The organism is Mesorhizobium sp. P2_E10 (assembly GCF_056404235.1).
The window spans coordinates 151,981-167,951 of sequence record NZ_JBFUEK010000003.1 but is presented as its reverse complement, the minus strand read 5'-3'; the positions used below and the strand labels follow the sequence as shown (position 1 = coordinate 167,951).

The 15,971-nt window shown below is 63.9% G+C and carries 13 protein-coding genes; all 13 read left to right on the top strand.

Going from position 1 to position 15,971, the window contains the following annotated elements; genetic code table 11:
- Nucleotides 1-20 precede the first annotated feature (20 nt).
- The 13 genes from AC1D0N_RS09765 to AC1D0N_RS09705 are packed head-to-tail and all read left to right on the top strand — an operon-like array spanning nt 21 to nt 15,964.
- Nucleotides 21-470: an Hcp family type VI secretion system effector gene (locus AC1D0N_RS09765; protein ID WP_192256823.1), complete on the top strand. Its 450-nt coding sequence runs from the start codon at nt 21-23 to the stop codon at nt 468-470.
- Nucleotides 457-1,215 (top strand): type VI secretion system baseplate subunit TssE, encoded by a 759-nt coding sequence (gene tssE, locus AC1D0N_RS09760; protein WP_477243250.1) that lies wholly within the window; start codon nt 457-459, stop codon nt 1,213-1,215. Before AC1D0N_RS09765 ends, tssE begins: the two co-directional genes overlap by 14 nt.
- 1 nt (nt 1,216) lies before the next feature.
- Nucleotides 1,217-3,091: a type VI secretion system baseplate subunit TssF gene (tssF, locus tag AC1D0N_RS09755; RefSeq protein ID WP_477243249.1), complete on the top strand. Its 1,875-nt coding sequence runs from the start codon at nt 1,217-1,219 to the stop codon at nt 3,089-3,091.
- Nucleotides 3,055-4,122 carry a type VI secretion system baseplate subunit TssG gene (tssG, locus tag AC1D0N_RS09750; RefSeq protein WP_477243248.1) on the top strand — a complete coding sequence of 356 codons (1,068 nt, stop codon included), beginning with the start codon at nt 3,055-3,057 and terminating at the stop codon, nt 4,120-4,122. The genes tssF and tssG overlap by 37 nt, the downstream gene beginning before the upstream one ends.
- A complete protein-coding gene (gene tagH, locus AC1D0N_RS09745) occupies nt 4,119-5,588 on the top strand; it encodes a type VI secretion system-associated FHA domain protein TagH (RefSeq protein WP_477243247.1) in 1,470 nt (489 codons plus the stop codon). The genes tssG and tagH overlap by 4 nt, the downstream gene beginning before the upstream one ends.
- 3 nt (nt 5,589-5,591) lie before the next feature.
- A complete protein-coding gene (gene tssJ / locus AC1D0N_RS09740) occupies nt 5,592-6,044 on the top strand; it encodes a type VI secretion system lipoprotein TssJ (RefSeq protein WP_477243246.1) in 453 nt (150 codons plus the stop codon).
- A gap of 39 nt (nt 6,045-6,083) precedes the next feature.
- Entirely contained in the window at nt 6,084-7,418 is a 1,335-nt protein-coding gene (gene tssK / locus AC1D0N_RS09735; protein ID WP_477243245.1) for a type VI secretion system baseplate subunit TssK, read from the top strand.
- Between the two features lie 4 nt (nt 7,419-7,422).
- On the top strand, nt 7,423-8,748 hold the full coding sequence (gene icmH / locus AC1D0N_RS09730) for a type IVB secretion system protein IcmH/DotU (protein ID WP_477243244.1): 1,326 nt from the start codon (nt 7,423-7,425) through the stop codon (nt 8,746-8,748).
- Nucleotide 8,749: 1 nt separating this feature from the next.
- A complete protein-coding gene (gene tssM, locus AC1D0N_RS09725) occupies nt 8,750-12,289 on the top strand; it encodes a type VI secretion system membrane subunit TssM (protein WP_477243243.1) in 3,540 nt (1,179 codons plus the stop codon).
- On the top strand, nt 12,271-12,813 hold the full coding sequence (gene tagF / locus AC1D0N_RS09720) for a type VI secretion system-associated protein TagF (protein ID WP_477243242.1): 543 nt from the start codon (nt 12,271-12,273) through the stop codon (nt 12,811-12,813). Before tssM ends, tagF begins: the two co-directional genes overlap by 19 nt.
- Nucleotides 12,813-13,919: a DUF2169 family type VI secretion system accessory protein gene (locus tag AC1D0N_RS09715; protein WP_477243241.1), complete on the top strand. Its 1,107-nt coding sequence runs from the start codon at nt 12,813-12,815 to the stop codon at nt 13,917-13,919. Before tagF ends, AC1D0N_RS09715 begins: the two co-directional genes overlap by 1 nt.
- Nucleotides 13,916-14,938, top strand: coding sequence for a beta-ketoacyl synthase N-terminal-like domain-containing protein (locus AC1D0N_RS09710; RefSeq protein ID WP_477243240.1), 1,023 nt, complete (start codon nt 13,916-13,918; stop codon nt 14,936-14,938). The genes AC1D0N_RS09715 and AC1D0N_RS09710 overlap by 4 nt, the downstream gene beginning before the upstream one ends.
- Nucleotides 14,939-15,964, top strand: coding sequence for a DUF4150 domain-containing protein (locus AC1D0N_RS09705; protein WP_477243239.1), 1,026 nt, complete (start codon nt 14,939-14,941; stop codon nt 15,962-15,964).
- Nucleotides 15,965-15,971: the final 7 nt, after the last annotated feature.

The following is a 15,971-nucleotide window of genomic DNA, read 5'->3' as shown; positions in this document are numbered from 1 at the left end:
GGAGAAAGAAAATGCCTACAATGAAGATCGATGGTTTTTTGAAAGTTCCGGACATCAAAGGGCCCAGCACCCGAGACGGCCACGACGACGAGATCGAGATCCATGGCGTCGACTACAAGATGGTGGCTCCCTATGATCCGAATTCGCTCTCGCGCCGCGGCCGCGTGTCGATGGGCATGATCAAATTCACCAAGCACTATGACAAATCTTCGCCCTATCTCGCGAAGGCCCTGTTCGAAAACAAGGCGCTGGATGAGGTCAAGTTCTCCGCCCGACGGACCATCGACGGCGAGAGCAAGGACTATCTGGTTGTTACCCTGACTGATGCTTCGATCATGGAATACGACATGTCGCAGGCCGATGATGAAGCCGACCTGATCCAGGAGGAGGTCTCCTTCGCCTACAAGAAGATCAAGTTCGTCTATGACGACAATGACGAAGCCGAAATGGATGTCTATGTCGGCAAGTGAGACGCGGTCAAACCGTCCCGGCACGGAAAGACCCCAGGCCGGCGGCAGTTCACGGGCCAAGAGCGAGGCGGTCCAGCCTTCCCTTTGGGATCGCCTCGTCAACGACCTGCCCGGCCTGAGTTCGGAGATAGACGGGCTCAAGCGGGCCCTGCAGGAGGAAATTGGCGAGGAGCGTCTGGAAGAGCTTTTGGCGAACGGTTCGCGGCTGATCGACGCCGACGCCGCGCTGAGCCCCGATCAGAAGCGACGGGTGCATCGGCTGGTGTTTCAGAACCGGCATCGCGGCGAGCTCGAAAGCCGCGGCATCGTGGTTTCGGCCAGCGTGCTTCGCGAAGCGGTGCGGCGCGATATCGAGGCGCTGTTCAACACCGAGCGCTTCGAAGCCATGCCGCTGTTTTCCGACCTTGAAAGCGAGCAGATCGGGGACAACCCGCCATCGCTCGCCGATTTTCCGGAGGTACGGCGCAGCGTGATCAATTACGGCGTGCCGTCCTTCTCGGGCCGTTCGTCGCGCGACTTCGATCGCGACACGCTGGCGCGCGAGATCCGTGCCGTGCTTGCCACGTTCGAGCCGCGTCTCAAGGAGAGCGAGACCAAGGTCACGGTGAACCTTGGCGACAAATTGGGCCTCAAGATCGAGATCGACGCCGTGCTGATCATGACGCCGACACCGGAACGCATGCGCCTGCGTACCATGATCAATCTCGACAACGGCATGGCGCGAACCGAGTTCAGGGAAGCCTGAGATGGATCGGGTCTTCGTAGAATATTACGAGGAAGAACTGACCCACATTCGCGGGCTTGCGGCAGAGTTCGCCGACATGCATCCGGCAGTGGCGCGCAATCTGTCGCTCGATACGGTGCCGTGTCCGGATCCCTATGTCGAGCGGCTGCTTGACGGCGTCGCCTTCCTTGCCGCGCGCACGCGGCTGAAGGTCGATGCCGAGCGCTCGAGGTTTTCTCGCAGCATTCTCGATGTGCTTTATCCCGACCTGGTCACGCCGGCGCCGGCGACCGCGATGGCGGTGCTGAAGCCCGGCCAGCAGGTGCAGACGATGCTTGCCGGCCATGTCGTCAATCGGGACACGCGGCTGGTTTCGAGCCTGCAAGCCGGCCTGTCGACACGCTGTACATTCACCACCGCGCAGGAGGTGACACTGTGGCCGATAGCGGTCACCTCGGTGAGCTATTTCCAGGATCGCAGCGCGCTCGCCGCCGCCGGAATAGGCGCGATCGGAAAGCAGGGCGGCGAAGCGGCGCTGCGCATCACGCTGGCCCGGACCGGAAAAGGCAAGCTCGACGAACTGGCGCTCGACCGGCTCGATTTGTATTTCGCCAATCGCACCAAAGCGCCGCTTTTGTTCGACGCGATTTTCGGTGCCTGCTCGGCGCTTGGCGCACGGGCGGAAGGCAAGTCCAATCCATTGTCGCCTTTGCCGGCGCCAGAAATGGTCGGCATCAGCGATGCCGAGGCGATGATGCCGCGCACACGCCCGACATTCGAAGGCTACCGGCTGTTGCGCGAATATTTCATGATGCCCGAGCGCTTCCACTATGCGCGCGTTTCCGGGCTGCAGCCCGTCGTGCGCAAATGCCAGGCCGGCCTCGAAATCGTCTTTGTGTTCCGGCGCGCGGTGCCGGAACTTTCCGACCTGACGCCTCAGGATTTCGAACTTTTCGCGACGCCGATCATCAATCTGTTCGAGCGCGAGTGCAATGTCATCGAGCTTGATGCGCGCAAGACGCGGCAGGTGCTGCATGCCGACCGCACGCGGGCGCGGGACTTCGAAATCTATCGGGTCATCCGGGTCGAGGACGCCGACACCGAGGGTCCCGACGCCGAGATACCGGAACTCTTCAGCCTTGGGCAAAACCGCGGCAGCGGCTGGGTGTATTCGACGGAACGGCGTCCGCGCCGCGCAACCGAGGATGAACGGCGCCAGGGCGTGACCCGCACCTCATACACCGGCGACGATGTTTTCCTTGCCGTGTCACGTCCGGTCGGAAGTACGGCAAGCCGGCCGCTCAAACGCGTCGACATCGTGGCACTGTGCACCAATCGCGACCTGCCGATCCTCGACGACACGCCGACCTTGACGCTGGAGGCCGGCGATCCAGTGGAGTCGATCAGGCTGCTCGGCGCTTTGCGTCCGCCGCAGCCCGCCATACCGGCAGCGCTGCCGGCGAGCGCCGAGGGCGAATCGCGCGCCGACGATCTGGCCTGGCGGCTGGTGTCGCAGCTGGCGCTCAACTTCCTCAGCCTCGCCAAGGAGGGTCGCGGCGTCGATCCCCTGCATGCGCTCCTCGATCTCTATGCCGATCGCGGCGATCCCGGCCTCACCCGCAATGTGCGCTCGATCGTGCGCATCGACTCACGCGCGGTGGTCGAAAGGCTGGCGATCGAGGGACCGATGTGCTTCGGACGCGGCACCGAAGTGACGCTGCATGTCGACCAGTCGGTGCTGGCCGGGCAAAGCACGTTGCTGCTTTCCGCCTTGCTGGCGCGGCTGTTTGCCCGGCATGCCGGAATAAACGGGTTCGTGCGGACCCGCACGCGGTTGCTCCAGAGACAGGAGGATGTGCCATGGCCGATGACGCCCGGCAATCGCTACCTGATCTAGCGCTGCCCGATCCACAACAAGCCGAAGCGCTGTCCGCAGCGTTCGACTTTTTCGAACTGCTGCGACGGCTCGAACGACGGGGCGGCCTGTTCGGCCATTCCGGCCGGCCGGACCGCGAGCCGGCACGGCTCGGCCAGCATGTGCGCCTCGCCTTCTCGGTCCAGGACGTGGTCGAATTCCTTGAACCGACGGACAAGGCGCCGGCCCGGGTCACGGTTGCAAACCTTGGCCTGCTCGGCCCCGAAGGCCCGATGCCGCTGCATCTGACGCGCTGGGTGCTCGATCGCCTGTCGCAGCGCTGGTATGGCGGCGCCGACGCGTTGCAGACGAGCGACACGACATTCGTCGACTTCGTCAACATCCTGCAACACCGGATGATCGCCCTGTTCTACCGCGCCTGGGCGGATGCCCATCCGGCGGTCCAAGTCGAACGCGCCGTTGGCGGCCGTGTCCGCTCCATGCTGCAGTCCATGGCCGGCATCGGACTTCCCGGCACCCAGGATGCCGAGCTTGATGCGGTCAAGCTTCGCCAGGCCGCGTCGCTGGCTGCCCAGGTCGACGGCCCCGAACGGCTGACCCTGTTCCTGGCCGAGGCCTTCAAGGTGAAGGTCGTGCTCAAGGAATTCGTCGCAGCATGGATGACCATACCCGCGGCGCTGCAGACCCGTCTCGCCGGCGCCTACGCCTCGCTTGGCCGCAGCGCGACGATCGGCCCGCGCAGCTTCAGCCGGCAAAGCCGCATCGAACTTCGTATCGGCCCGCTTGGATACAAGGACTACAAGGCCTTCCTGCCGGGTGGTGAGCGCCTGAAACTGCTGAAGCAGGCGGTGCGCGATCTGGTCGGCGAAACGCTCGACGTCGACCTCAGGATCGTGCTCGCCGGCGAGGCCGTGCCGCCGGCCAGGATCGGCACGGTACAGCTCGCCAGGACTGCCTGGCTTGCGCGCCCCGCTGAAAGGGGAGATGCTGACGATATGCGGCTGCGCACCATAGTCGGGTGGCGGCCGGAAACGGCGGGAGTGGCGGCATGAGCTTGCTACTGACGCTCGAGCAAGGACCGCGCGCGCAAGTGACGCGAGAGGCTCGGCTGGACGAAGGCGAGTTGGTGATCGGCCGCAGCTCCGACGCGGACTGGCAGATCAACGATCCCGACATGTTCGTTTCCCGCGCCCACTGCAAGATCACGGCCAAGCAGGGTGGCTATTTCGTCACCGACACTTCGAGCAGTGGGCTGTTCATAAACGATTCCGACAGCCCGCTGGGGCCAGGAAATTCGGCGCGCTTGCAGAACGGCATGCGGCTGAGACTGGGCGACTATGTCGTGTGGGTCGATCTGCAAGCAGCAGCGGTCCAACCGGTGGCTTCCAGGCCATCGACGACGGACATGCAGCCACCGGCCTCGCGGGTATCGGTCAGCATCGGCCGCGACGATTTCTTTTCGGCCACCACCGAGCAGGAACCCGGGCGACCGCGCCCCGCCGACCTGCCCAACCCGTTCGAGCAGCCAGCCCCCGGCGCGTTCGAACGCGCGCGTTCGGACGAACGCAGTTCGCCGGCTTTTGACGATCCCTTCAGCCTCGACCCGGTGGCGACGCCGGCCGCCGATGCAGGCTTCGCCGATGGCGGGCGTGGCAGGCCGCTATTCGACGATCCCTTCGGCCTCGATTCCGCCACTCCAGCGCTGAAGGAGGTGGCCAAAGCTGCCCCCGACAACCGGCCGGCATTCGATGACGGCTTTGGCTTCGGCCCTGCCGGGATTACCGCCCCCATCAATGGCACCGACTCGGCCGGGGCGAGCGAAATCGCCGCCGGAGCGCCCTCTCCCGCGCCCTGGGATTTGCCTGGCCGCAAGGTCGAGCCGTCTCCCTTGCCACCGCAACGCGCCGCTGCCAGACCCGGTGTGGCGCAACCGCCCGTTGGGCAGTCCGATGCGGCACTGCGCGCGGCATTCCTGCGCGGCATGGGCATCGACGAAGCCGACTTTCCCGGCCGCGATGCGGTGGCCGAGATGGAGAAGTTCGGCCGCGAATATCGCATGATGATGGAAGGCCTGATGCAGCTTCTGCGCAAGCGCGCCGAAGAGAAGGGAAACGCCCGCGTCGCGCAAACCGTGGTCGGTGCTTCCGAAGTCAATCCGCTCAAATTCCTGCCCTCGGTCGACGACGCCCTGGTGACCATCCTGGCGGATCGCAGCCCCGGATTTCTCGGCGCCGAAGCGGCGATCGCGGACGCCGTGCGCGATCTCGCGCAGCATCATGTTCGCGCCTGGCGCGGTGTGCAGGGGGCGCTGCGACGGATGATCGACCGCTTTGACCCGGCGGCGATCGAAGAGGAGCTGAAATCGAGCTCGGCGATCGGCACGCTGCTGACCGGCGGGCGCGGCGCCAAGCTGTGGGAACTCTATCAAAAACGCCACCGCGAAATCGCCCAGAGCGCGGAGACGCGCTTCCTGGGCGAAATCGGCACTGATTTTCGTGATGCATATGAGGAGGAGTGAGACATGATCGACAGACGCGAGTTCATCGTCGCCCTGGGGGCAACCGGATTGCTGACAGCCTGCCAGAGCGGGCCGCCGAAACCGTCGGTGATCACGGTCAACGTGACCGGCGGGGCCGGCATGAACCCCGGACCGGGCGGCGGCGACAGGCCGGTGACGGTGCTGGTCATGCGGCTGCGCAGCACCGGCAAGTTCAATTCGGCCGACTACTTCGCCCTGCAAGGCGACGCCGGCTCGGCACTTGCCGGCGATCTCATCGGTTCCGACCAGATCGCCGTCGGGCCTGGCAAGAGCGCGTCGAAGACGATCACGGTTGAACCGGACGCGACGGCGCTTGGCTTCGTTGCGCTGATCCGCGAACCCGGCGGACGCAACTGGCGCACGACCAAATCGGTTTCGGCGGGATCGAAATTCACCGTCAATGTGACGCTGGGCAGTGGCGGCATTTCCGCCTAGCGCGGCCAAAGGCAGGGATACGATGCAAAGAGTGGCGGCATGAGTGACGCAAACAGGGTGCTGTGGTCCGAGGGCCTGTTCCTGCGGACCCAGCATTTCCAGCAACAGGATCGCTTTTTCGAAGCGACGGTGCGCGGCGCGTTGCAGGCCGGGCAGCTGCATACGTTCGGCTTTCGAACGCTGACGCTCGACCCGGCCTTGCTCGACGCCGGCCAGATCTCCGTGCTGACGGCGCGCGGCATCTTTCCCGACGGAACGCCGTTCGCGATCCCCGACACGATGGACGCGCCGCGGCCGCTGGCGATCACACCCGACATGGGCGAGGGACCGGTGCTGATCGCCCTGCCGCTCGAGCCGCCCGAAGGCGTCGGCTTCGACCCAGCGCACGCCGAGCCATCCGGCGCTCGCTATCGCGGGCGGATCGTCGCGGTGCGCGACGCCGTGCATGGCGGCTCCGATCCCGAGGAAATCGAGATCGCGCGGCCGCAAGCCGTGCTGCTGGCGCCGGGCAAAACGGTTGGCGGCTACACGGCGCTGCCCGTCGCCGAGATCAAGGGCGTTCGCGCCGACGGCGGAGTGGCGCTGGATGACACGTTCCTGCCGCCGACCTTGGTCATCGGCGCGGCCTCCTGGTACAGCCGGCTGCTTCAGGAGGTGGTTACCGGCCTCGATCAGATCGCCGAGGCGCATGGCAAGATGGTGCTGGGCGGCCCCGGGCGCAGCGTCGAGGACCTCTTGATCCTCAATCTGGTCAACGCCGCGCGGCCGCGACTGGCGCATATGCTGGCGCAGGACGTCTACCATCCGTCCGAGGTCTACATGGAACTTGCCGGTCTCGCCGGTTCGATGGCGACCTATGGCTCGAGCGCGCGGCGCCTGGGCGAATTGCCTGTTTACGACCACATGGCGCCGGGACCTGCCTATTCGGCCCTGGCCGACGCGCTGCGCTCGCTCATCCTCAGCCTGCGCTACATCGAGCCCAAGTCGCGCGCCCTGCCGGTCATGCGCCATGCCACCAATGTCTGGAAAATCCGCATCGACAACCCCAAGCTTCTGGTGGCGAGCCGGATCGTGGTGCGGATCGGATCCGAGCTGTCGGAGGATGCGCTGCGCAAGATATTCGTCAACCAGGCGACCGTCGGCTCGGCCAGCGAATTCGAGGGGCTGTGGAAGTCTCGGCTGCCGGGCATCCCGCTGAAGCCCCTGCATTCGCAACCACGTGAAATTCCCTATGATGGCGACCGGCTCTGTCTTGAACTCGACCAGAAAAGCGAGCACTGGGCCTCGCTTCTCGAAGCGCCCGGCTTTGTGATCGGCGTTTCGGGCGTTCTGCCGAGCGAACCGCAGGTCGATTGCTACTCGGTCAACAGGTGAGATGATGAGCCGCGACGATCCTTTCGGACTGTCCGAGGATCGCGAGCGTACGCGCATACGCCTTGGCGGAACGCCGACGCCACGCGCTTCGATGCCGCTGCTGCCGTCCGGCGCTGCGCCAAAACGGGCGCGCGCCCACCCAAACGTGCTCGTCAATGCATTCTCGCCTTTGCTGGAATTTGCGCCCGAACTGGAAAACGCGCTGCCGCCGGAGAATCCGGAAGCGCTGCGGACAAGACTGCTCGAGGAGCTCGTGCGCTGCCGCGACGCAACCATGACGGCCGGCTCTTCGCTTGAACGGGCCGATCAGGCAGCCTGGCTGGTGGCAGCACTTCTTGATGACCTGGCGCTGAACACGCCGTGGGGCGGCGCCAGCGCATGGCCACGCCAGCCGCTGGTGGTCATGCTGCGCGGCGACGTCGATGCCGGCGCGCAGTTCTTCGCCCGTCTCGAAGAACTGGAGCGCCATCCCAACCGGGATCGCGACATGCTGGAATTGCAGTACCACTGCATGGCGCTCGGCTTTCGCGGCAAGTATCGCGTGCCTGGCCGATCCGGCGACCGCTCGCTCAATGCCGTTCGCGTGGCCGCCGCACGTTTCCTGCGCGACACCGACGCGGAAGGAGCGCCGCTGTCGCCGAACTGGAAAGGCGTCATCGCGTCCGACGAGCCGCAGCGCTTCATCGTACCGATCTGGGTGATGGCGGCGGCGGCGGCAGTGATCGCCACGGCGGTTCATGTCGGGCTGTCGATGGGCCTGAGCAGCCAGGCGGTGGAGCTTTCGGCGCTGGTGCGCGCGCTGCCGCCGCCCAATCGCAGCGAAGTCACCCGCGCCTCGCCCAAGGTCGAGCCGCCGCCGCTGCAAACCGTGGATTTTGCGCTGCTGCCGGAATTCCAGGCGGCGGCACCCGCCGATCTCAGGTCGGCGCTCAAAGGCACCGAGAGCGTCTCTTTGGCCAAATTGTTCATTCAGGCCTCCAACCCCGAACTGTTCCAGTCGTCGCGCGCGCAACTGACCGAAGGGTTCGAACCGCTGATCGCTTCGATCGCCAAGGTGATCCTCGAGAACCAGGAGCTGATCGGCAAGATCACCGTGGTTGGTCATACCGACGGCATCCCCCTGCAAAAGACCAATCCCCTGTCCACCAATCAGCGGCTGTCGGAAGCCCGCGCTGCCGCGATCGCCGACATGCTGATCCAGAATGGCGTGCCGCAGGATCGCGTCCAGTCCGAAGGCAGGGCTGCCACCGATCCGGTAGCCGACGACAGCACGCGCGAGGGCCGGGCCTTGAACCGCCGCCTCGAAGTGCTGGTCGAGAAGAGGCTGTGACATGTTCATCCTGCGCTTCCTCTGGGCAGTCCTGACATCTCGCTTCCTGTGGACGCTGATTGGTCTCGCGCTGCTGTCGCTGATCATCTGGGTGTTCGGCCCGATCGTCAGGGTCGGCGACTACGTGCCGATGGCGTCGGAGACGGTGCGCATCGTCATCATTGCGCTGCTGGTGATCTTCTGGCTGATCTGGCTGATCGTCGCGCAACGCCGCGCGATCCGCGCCAACCGCATGTTCGTCGCCGAAATTTCCGCCCCGGTGGAGGAAAAACGGCTGAGCCCCGGCGAAGAGAGCGTCGCCGCTGTCGGTGCCAAATTCCAGGACGTGATGGTCGAGCTGAAGCGCCGCAAGCTTGGCGGCCGCAAGTTCCTGCGCGAAATGCCGTGGTATGTGATCGTCGGCCCGCCGGCCACCGGCAAGACGACAGCATTGCGGCAGTCCGGGCTCAACTTTCCGATCGACCTGACGGATGATCTGCAAGGGATCGGCGGCACGCGCAACTGCGACTGGTTCTTCTCCGAAAACGCGGTGATGATCGACACTGCCGGCCGCTATGTCCAGCAGGAGAGCCAGCCGGACGTCGATGCCGCCGAATGGTTGGGCTTCCTCGACCTGTTGAAGAAGCATCGCGGCCGCCGCGCGCTGAACGGCGTCATCGTCGCGCTTGGGATCGATGCGCTTTCCGAGGGCGACGAAGCCGTCAAGGCGCATGGCCGCAAGATCCGCCGGCGGCTGGCCGAACTCGAGGAGCGGCTGGAAATCCGCCTGCCGGTCTATCTGATGCTGACCAAGGCCGATCTCATCAAGGGCTTCGAGGCCTTCTTCGGCGGCCTGTCGACGGCGGCGCGCGAGCAGGTCTGGGGAACGACCTTCCCGCTCGACGCGCGCGTCGACGCCAAGACGATCGCGGGCGAAATCTCGACGCTGTCGAGGGAGCTCGAAAAGCGGCTGGTGCCGCGTCTGGAAGACGAAGACAAGCTCGCCGAGCGCGCCGAGATCTTCCGCTTTCCAGCGCAGCTGCAAAGCCTGTCCGAACCGATCCAGGTGCTGGTCGAAGCGATGTTCGGCGAGAGCCGCTACGAGGAGGCCGCCTGGCTGCGTGGACTCTATCTGACGTCGGCGACGCAGGAAGGGGCGCCGATCGACCGGCTGACCGCCGCACTAGCCTCCTCCTTCGGCCTGCCGGCGCGGCGCTCGATGCCGACGCCGCGTTTCGAAAAGCGCAGCTTCTTCCTGAAGAACCTTTTGACCGAGGTGATTTTCAAGGAGGCCGGACTTGGCACGTTCGACCCGCTGGCGCAGCGCCGCCGCGCCTGGATCTGGCGCGGTGCGGCGGCTGCATGTGCCGCCGCTGCCCTGCTGGCCAGCGGCGTGTTCACCTGGTCCTACTATGACAATCGCAACGCAATCACCGCCCAGGCAAGCCAGTTCGTGGCGCTGCAGGCGCCGCTGACCGCGGCAGCGGCAAGCCCGGCCTCGGTGGAGCAGCCGGCTATCGACGGCGCGCTCAATGCGCTGGCCGAGGTCGCCAATGCCAGGACGGCGCCGCCCGACAATGCGCAGGATCTGTTTGGCCCCTCGGCATCGGCCGAACTGGCGCGGGCGCAGACCGACACTTACGACCACGCGCTGCGCAACGTGCTCGAGCCGCGCATGGTGGCTTTGCTCGAAGCGACCATGTGGCGGCAGATTCGCGATCCGGATTTCATGCTGGGCGCCCTGAAGACCTATCGCATGATGACCGGCCTGTCGCAGATGGACCCCGATTTCGTTGAGAATTGGTGGGTGAACGACCTGCCCGAGTTCGCGCCGGCAGCACCGTTTCCGACCGCTGACGCGGAAGAGCACCAGCTTGCCGCGATCCGCCGCATGGCGGTCGATGACAGCTACACCAAGCCCGACCAGGCGCTGGTTGCCGAAGCGTTGAAAACGGTTTGCACGGTTTCGCTGCCGGCGCGCGCCTACAAGCAATTGCTGGCGGACCCGGAAGTCGCCGAACTGAAGGAGTGGATCCCCGCGAACTTCGCCGGCCCCAACGGCGCCAAGGTGTTTGCCCGGCGCTCCGACAAGACGCTGCGCGTCGGCATATCAGGTGCGTTCACCTATGCCGGTTTCCACGACGCCATCCTTGACCGGGTCGAGGATGTCGCCGCCCAGGCGGCGCTGGACCGCGCGGTCTTTGCCGGCGGCTGTTCGGAAAATTCCGAGACCTCGGTGTCGGCGCTGTCGGAAGATATCCTGAAGCTCTATTACGACGACTACATCGCGCAATGGGACAGTTTCCTGCGCGATATGAGGCTGGCGCCGCTGACCGATCTCAACGTTGCCAGCGAGAATCTGAAGGACCTTTCCAGCGCCGATTCCGCATTGAAGCGGCTGGTGACGGCAGTTGTCCAGGAGACGGAACTCACCCGCTCGGACGAAGCGCCCGCTGGAGACGACAAGGCGGCCGCGAAAGGCGGCTCGAAGCTGCTCGGCAAGCTGGGCAAGCTGGGCAAGATCGTCAAGGTCGGGGCAAAACTGCTGCCGCGCACGGGATCGGCCAGTGAAGTGGACCTGACCGGCACGCTGGTGGCCGAGCATTTCAAACCGCTCAAGGGCGCTATCGCCGAGGTCGACGGCCAGCCGCCGGCGCTTGACGCCGCGGTGGTGGCGCTGACGGCATTGTCCAACGTATTGCAGACGGTCACCGCCAATCCGGATCCTCAGGACGCCATCAAGAAACAGGGTGGGCTGGCCGAACTGACGGGAGCCGTCGCCCGGCAGGCGCAGATACTGCCCGATCCGATCGACGACTGGCTGGGCGGCATCGCCGGCGACACCAGCGGCCTGACGCAGAAGGCGGTGGCATCGGAGCTCAACGCCATCTGGCGCGCCGACATTCTGCCGTTCTGCCAGGCCGCGCTCAACGACCGCTATCCGTTCAGCCCCGACAGCGCGGTCGATGTGAATGTCAAGGATTTCGCCCGCCTGTTCGGACCGGCCGGGCTGATCGATGCCTTCATCAACGACCATCTGATCGGCTATGTCGACACCTCGGCGCAGCCATGGAAATGGCGCGCCGATTTCGGTCTGGACCCGTCCGCGCTCGCCGCCTTCGAGCAGGCCAGGCGGATCCGCGACGATCTCTTTCCCGGCGGCCAGGGCCCGGTGATGAGCTTCACGCTGGAGCCGAAGGACCTGTCGCCCAACGTCACCCGGGTGACGCTCAACATGGATGGCCAGAACCTCGTCTACTTCAACAACGCGACGCGGCCGCAGCCGATGACCTGGCCCGGCAAGGACGGCACCGGTGTCATCTCGCTCGCCTTCCAGCCGATCGACGGCTCACCCGAAATCATGCTCAACGAGACCGGCAGCTGGGCCTGGTTGAGGATGCTGAAGGGCGGCCGGTTCACCGGAACCTCGCTGTCCGACGTCTACAGCCTGCGCCTGGGGACGAAGGGCCTCTACGCCGACTTCGAGCTGAAGGCCGCCAGCGTCGAAAATCCCTACAACCTCCAGATGTTCAAGAAATTCTCATGTCCGCCGCAGATATGATCCTGCCTGGCTTTTACGGCAAAATGCCCGCCACCGGCGATTTCGTCTCCCGGCGGTTGCCGGGCGAGTTTGTCCGCAACTGGGATCGCTGGCTGGCGCAGCATCTCGTGCCGCTGTTTGGCCAGGAATCCTGGCCCCTCGACACCGCGCTGCGCTTTCTGGCTGGCCCGGATTCCTTCGGCGCATCGGTGGGTATCATTTTGCAGAGCGCCGACAAGGTTGGCAGAAAATTCCCCTTGAGCGTCGTTGCGCCGCTTCCCGAAGCTCCCGTCGAGCTGGCTTATGCCGAAGCGTGGTTTGCCAGCATCGAAGCAGCAGCTGTCGCCGCCCAGCATGGCGAGCTGACGCCCGACGAACTCGACGCAGCACTTGCCGGACTGCCGGTGCCGCCGGTCGAGCCGGGCGAAGAACTCATCAGCGGCATGGTGATGTGGACCGCGTATTCCGACATTTTCGACATCGATCCGCAGTCGCCGCAAGCGACGCTGGAGCAAATGCTTGCCGCCAGTTGGGAGACCAACTGATGCAAATCTGGAACCAGATGGGCTATCCGCACGAATTCACCATGGGCATGGACAAGGCCGGCCATGAATGGATCGTCGTGGTGGTCAAGGGCACGTTCGACTTTCCCACGACGCCTGGCGGACCGGTGCAGAAATCAGCGGAGCAGGTACCGCTGGTGATGGCCGACACACAGACCGGTGAACCCGGCTATTCCGCCACATTGTGGGAAACCGATTTTGCCTTCCGCAAACCGCGCTGCGACGTCATCGCCAACGGCTGTGCCTATGCGCCCGGCGGGCGCCCGGCGGAGCGTGTGCCGGTCGGCATCAAGGTTGGCAACTGGTCGAAACTGTTCGAGGTCGTGGGCCACAGGGAATGGCGCGCCATCGGCCCGCTCTTTACCGCCACGTCGCCGCAGCCCTTCCTGAAACTGCCCATTTCCTATGACGTCGCCTGGGGTGGCGTCGACAGACTGGACCCGGAGGACAAGCTCCCCGCCAGCTACAAATACAACCCGGTCGGAACCGGTTGGTCGCGCACAAAGAACCAGCGCCTCATCCCCGGCCTGCGGTTGCCCAACACCCAAGCGGTCGGCGAGGAAATTCGCTCACCCTTCGGCGACTACAAGCCGATGAGTTTTGGGCCGATGGGCCGCGGTTGGCCTGGACGCATCGAATTTGGCGGCACCTACGACCAGAACTGGATCGACAATGTCTTTCCTTTCCTGCCGCAGGATTTCGATGAGCGCTATTTCCAGATGGCGCCGCCCGACCAGCAGATCGACATGCCCCGCAGCGGCGAAGAGGTGCAATTGGTCAATCTGACGCCAGAGGGACGCGTAGGTTTTCGCCTGCCCCCGACGACGCTGCCGATGACGCTGTTCAGAGGGCGGGAGAAAGCGTTCGAGGGCGATATCCTGCCCGACACCATTTCGTTCGACCCGGAAAACCGCCGCTTCTCGCTGGTCTGGAGAGTGTCGCAACGCATTCGCCGAACCATACTGGATTTTTCTGAATGCTGGGTCGGCGCACCGACAAAAGCCATGTTGCTCGCCCGAGCGAAGGGCAAACGTTACATCCGCCGCTTCAACGTTCCACTTCGCTTTAAGGAGGACGATGCTGCATGAGCGCCGGCCTGGACATCGTCTCGATTGGAATGGTGACGGCAGTCGGCCTCGACGCACCGTCAAGTTGCGCTGCAATGCGAGCAAGGCTGGATGGGTTTCAGGAAACGCAATTTACCGGCGCGAAGGCAGCCGCCCTAATTGGAGCGCCAGTTCCCCTTCCCCGAAACTGGATCGGTACCAAGCGGTTGGCTCACATGGCGGCTGGCGCAATCAGCGAGGCAATCAACTCAGCGCCTCAACAGAGCCCTCGGATGCCGGTGCTTCTTTGCCTCGCTGAAGACGATCGCACAGGGCGACCGTATGGCGACGGATCCGCCTTGCTTCGGAAAATTGTCGAGATCGTCCAGATCGAGCCGCATGACAGCTCCCGGATTATCGCGCATGGTCGCCCCGCCGGCCATGTGGCGCTCGACCATGCCAGAAAGTTGCTCAGCTCGGGCCAGGCATCCTCGGTCGTCGTTGCCGGCGTAGACAGTTACCTGACATCCGAGGCGATTGCGCACTATCTGGATCGGGAACGCTTGCTGACGGCCGACAATCCGAATGGTTTTATGCCGGGTGAGGCTGCGGCCGCTGTCGTGTGCACGAAGCCAAAGACGGGCGGCCTCAGAGTATCCGGCATCGGCCTCGCAAGGGAACCAGCTGAGATCTACAACCCGGACGACCGGGCGCTGCGAGGCGACGGTATGACCGAGGCTTATCGCGCCGCGCTCGATGAAGCAGGCATTGAGATGAGGCTCCTTGGTTATCGTATCGCTGACCTTGTCGGCGAACAATATTGGTTCAAGCAGAATGCCTTGGCGAGCTTGCGCCTTTTGCGTGGACGCCACGAATTTCAGGACCTCTGGTCCCCGGCGGAGTCGCTCGGCAATATCGGTGCCGCCGTCGTTCCGCTCATGCTCGGAATGGCTTTTGAAGCAGCTCGCAAGGGCTATGCCGCTGGCAACCCGGTGCTGATTGAGGCGTCTAACGACGCAGGCGCATGCGGCGCTGCGATTCTTCTCGCGAGGGCCGCATAAATGTCCAACGTCTTTGCCAACGGACTGGAGATATCGGGTAAAGCGGTAGATGCAAAGACGATCGCCGATTTCCCGGATGTCTGCTTCACACCTCCCGAGAACCCGGCCACGCCTCCCGGCGTGCCGGTACCCTATCCCAGTTTCGGTATGGCGGGCGATACCGACAAGGGTACCGGTACAGTAAAGATCGGCGGAAAGACCGTAAATATCAAAAACAAATCATACTTGTCGAAGACCAGCGGCACCGAAGCCGGGGCCGCAGCGAAGAAAGGCGTCGTAACATCGAAGAACACGGGCAAGGAGTATTTCAATTCCTGGTCCAATGACGTGAAATTTGACGGCGAACCAGTTATTCGGATGACGGACCTTGCCACGAACAATCACGCGTCGCCGGTTGGCAACGCGCCCCCGTGGCCGCATCTGGCGGAACTGAACGTTCCGGGCATAGATTGTGAATCGGTGCTGGCCGATCTCAATCTCCACAAACATTCCGACAAGAAGAAAGCCTGCGATCACTCTAAAACCGGTAAAGAATCCGAGCACATGCTCGGCAATGCCCTGATGCAGAATACGAGGGGCTCCAGGGCGCAAAGTATTCCCGGTTTCAACGGCAGCAGCGGCTATAGCGCCAGCACAGCGCCCTGCCTCTGCATGGACGGTCCCAGCTCGGACAACTCGACCGAGCACGGCAAGAAAACGAGAGACCAGGAAGCCTTCAAAGAAACTCTCGCAATCAAGGACTCCAAGGGCAAACCTACCGGCAGCTACCGGCAGCCCACGGCAAAAGAAGCTATCGATGCGGAACTCAAATCAGTACGCGAGAACCATAATCAGATTAAGAATACCAAGCCAAAAAAGAAACAAGACGAAATAATGGAGTGCCTAGAGGCTGTAATTTACGACAATCTCGAAAGATGCTCAGATCCCAAGAAAACCAAGGAAGAAATAAAGAAAACCAAGCTTCGAGTGCCAGGTGAAGGCGACTATCCGGCCCCGACAACGACGTCACCGGTAACTGCGATGTAACGGAGAA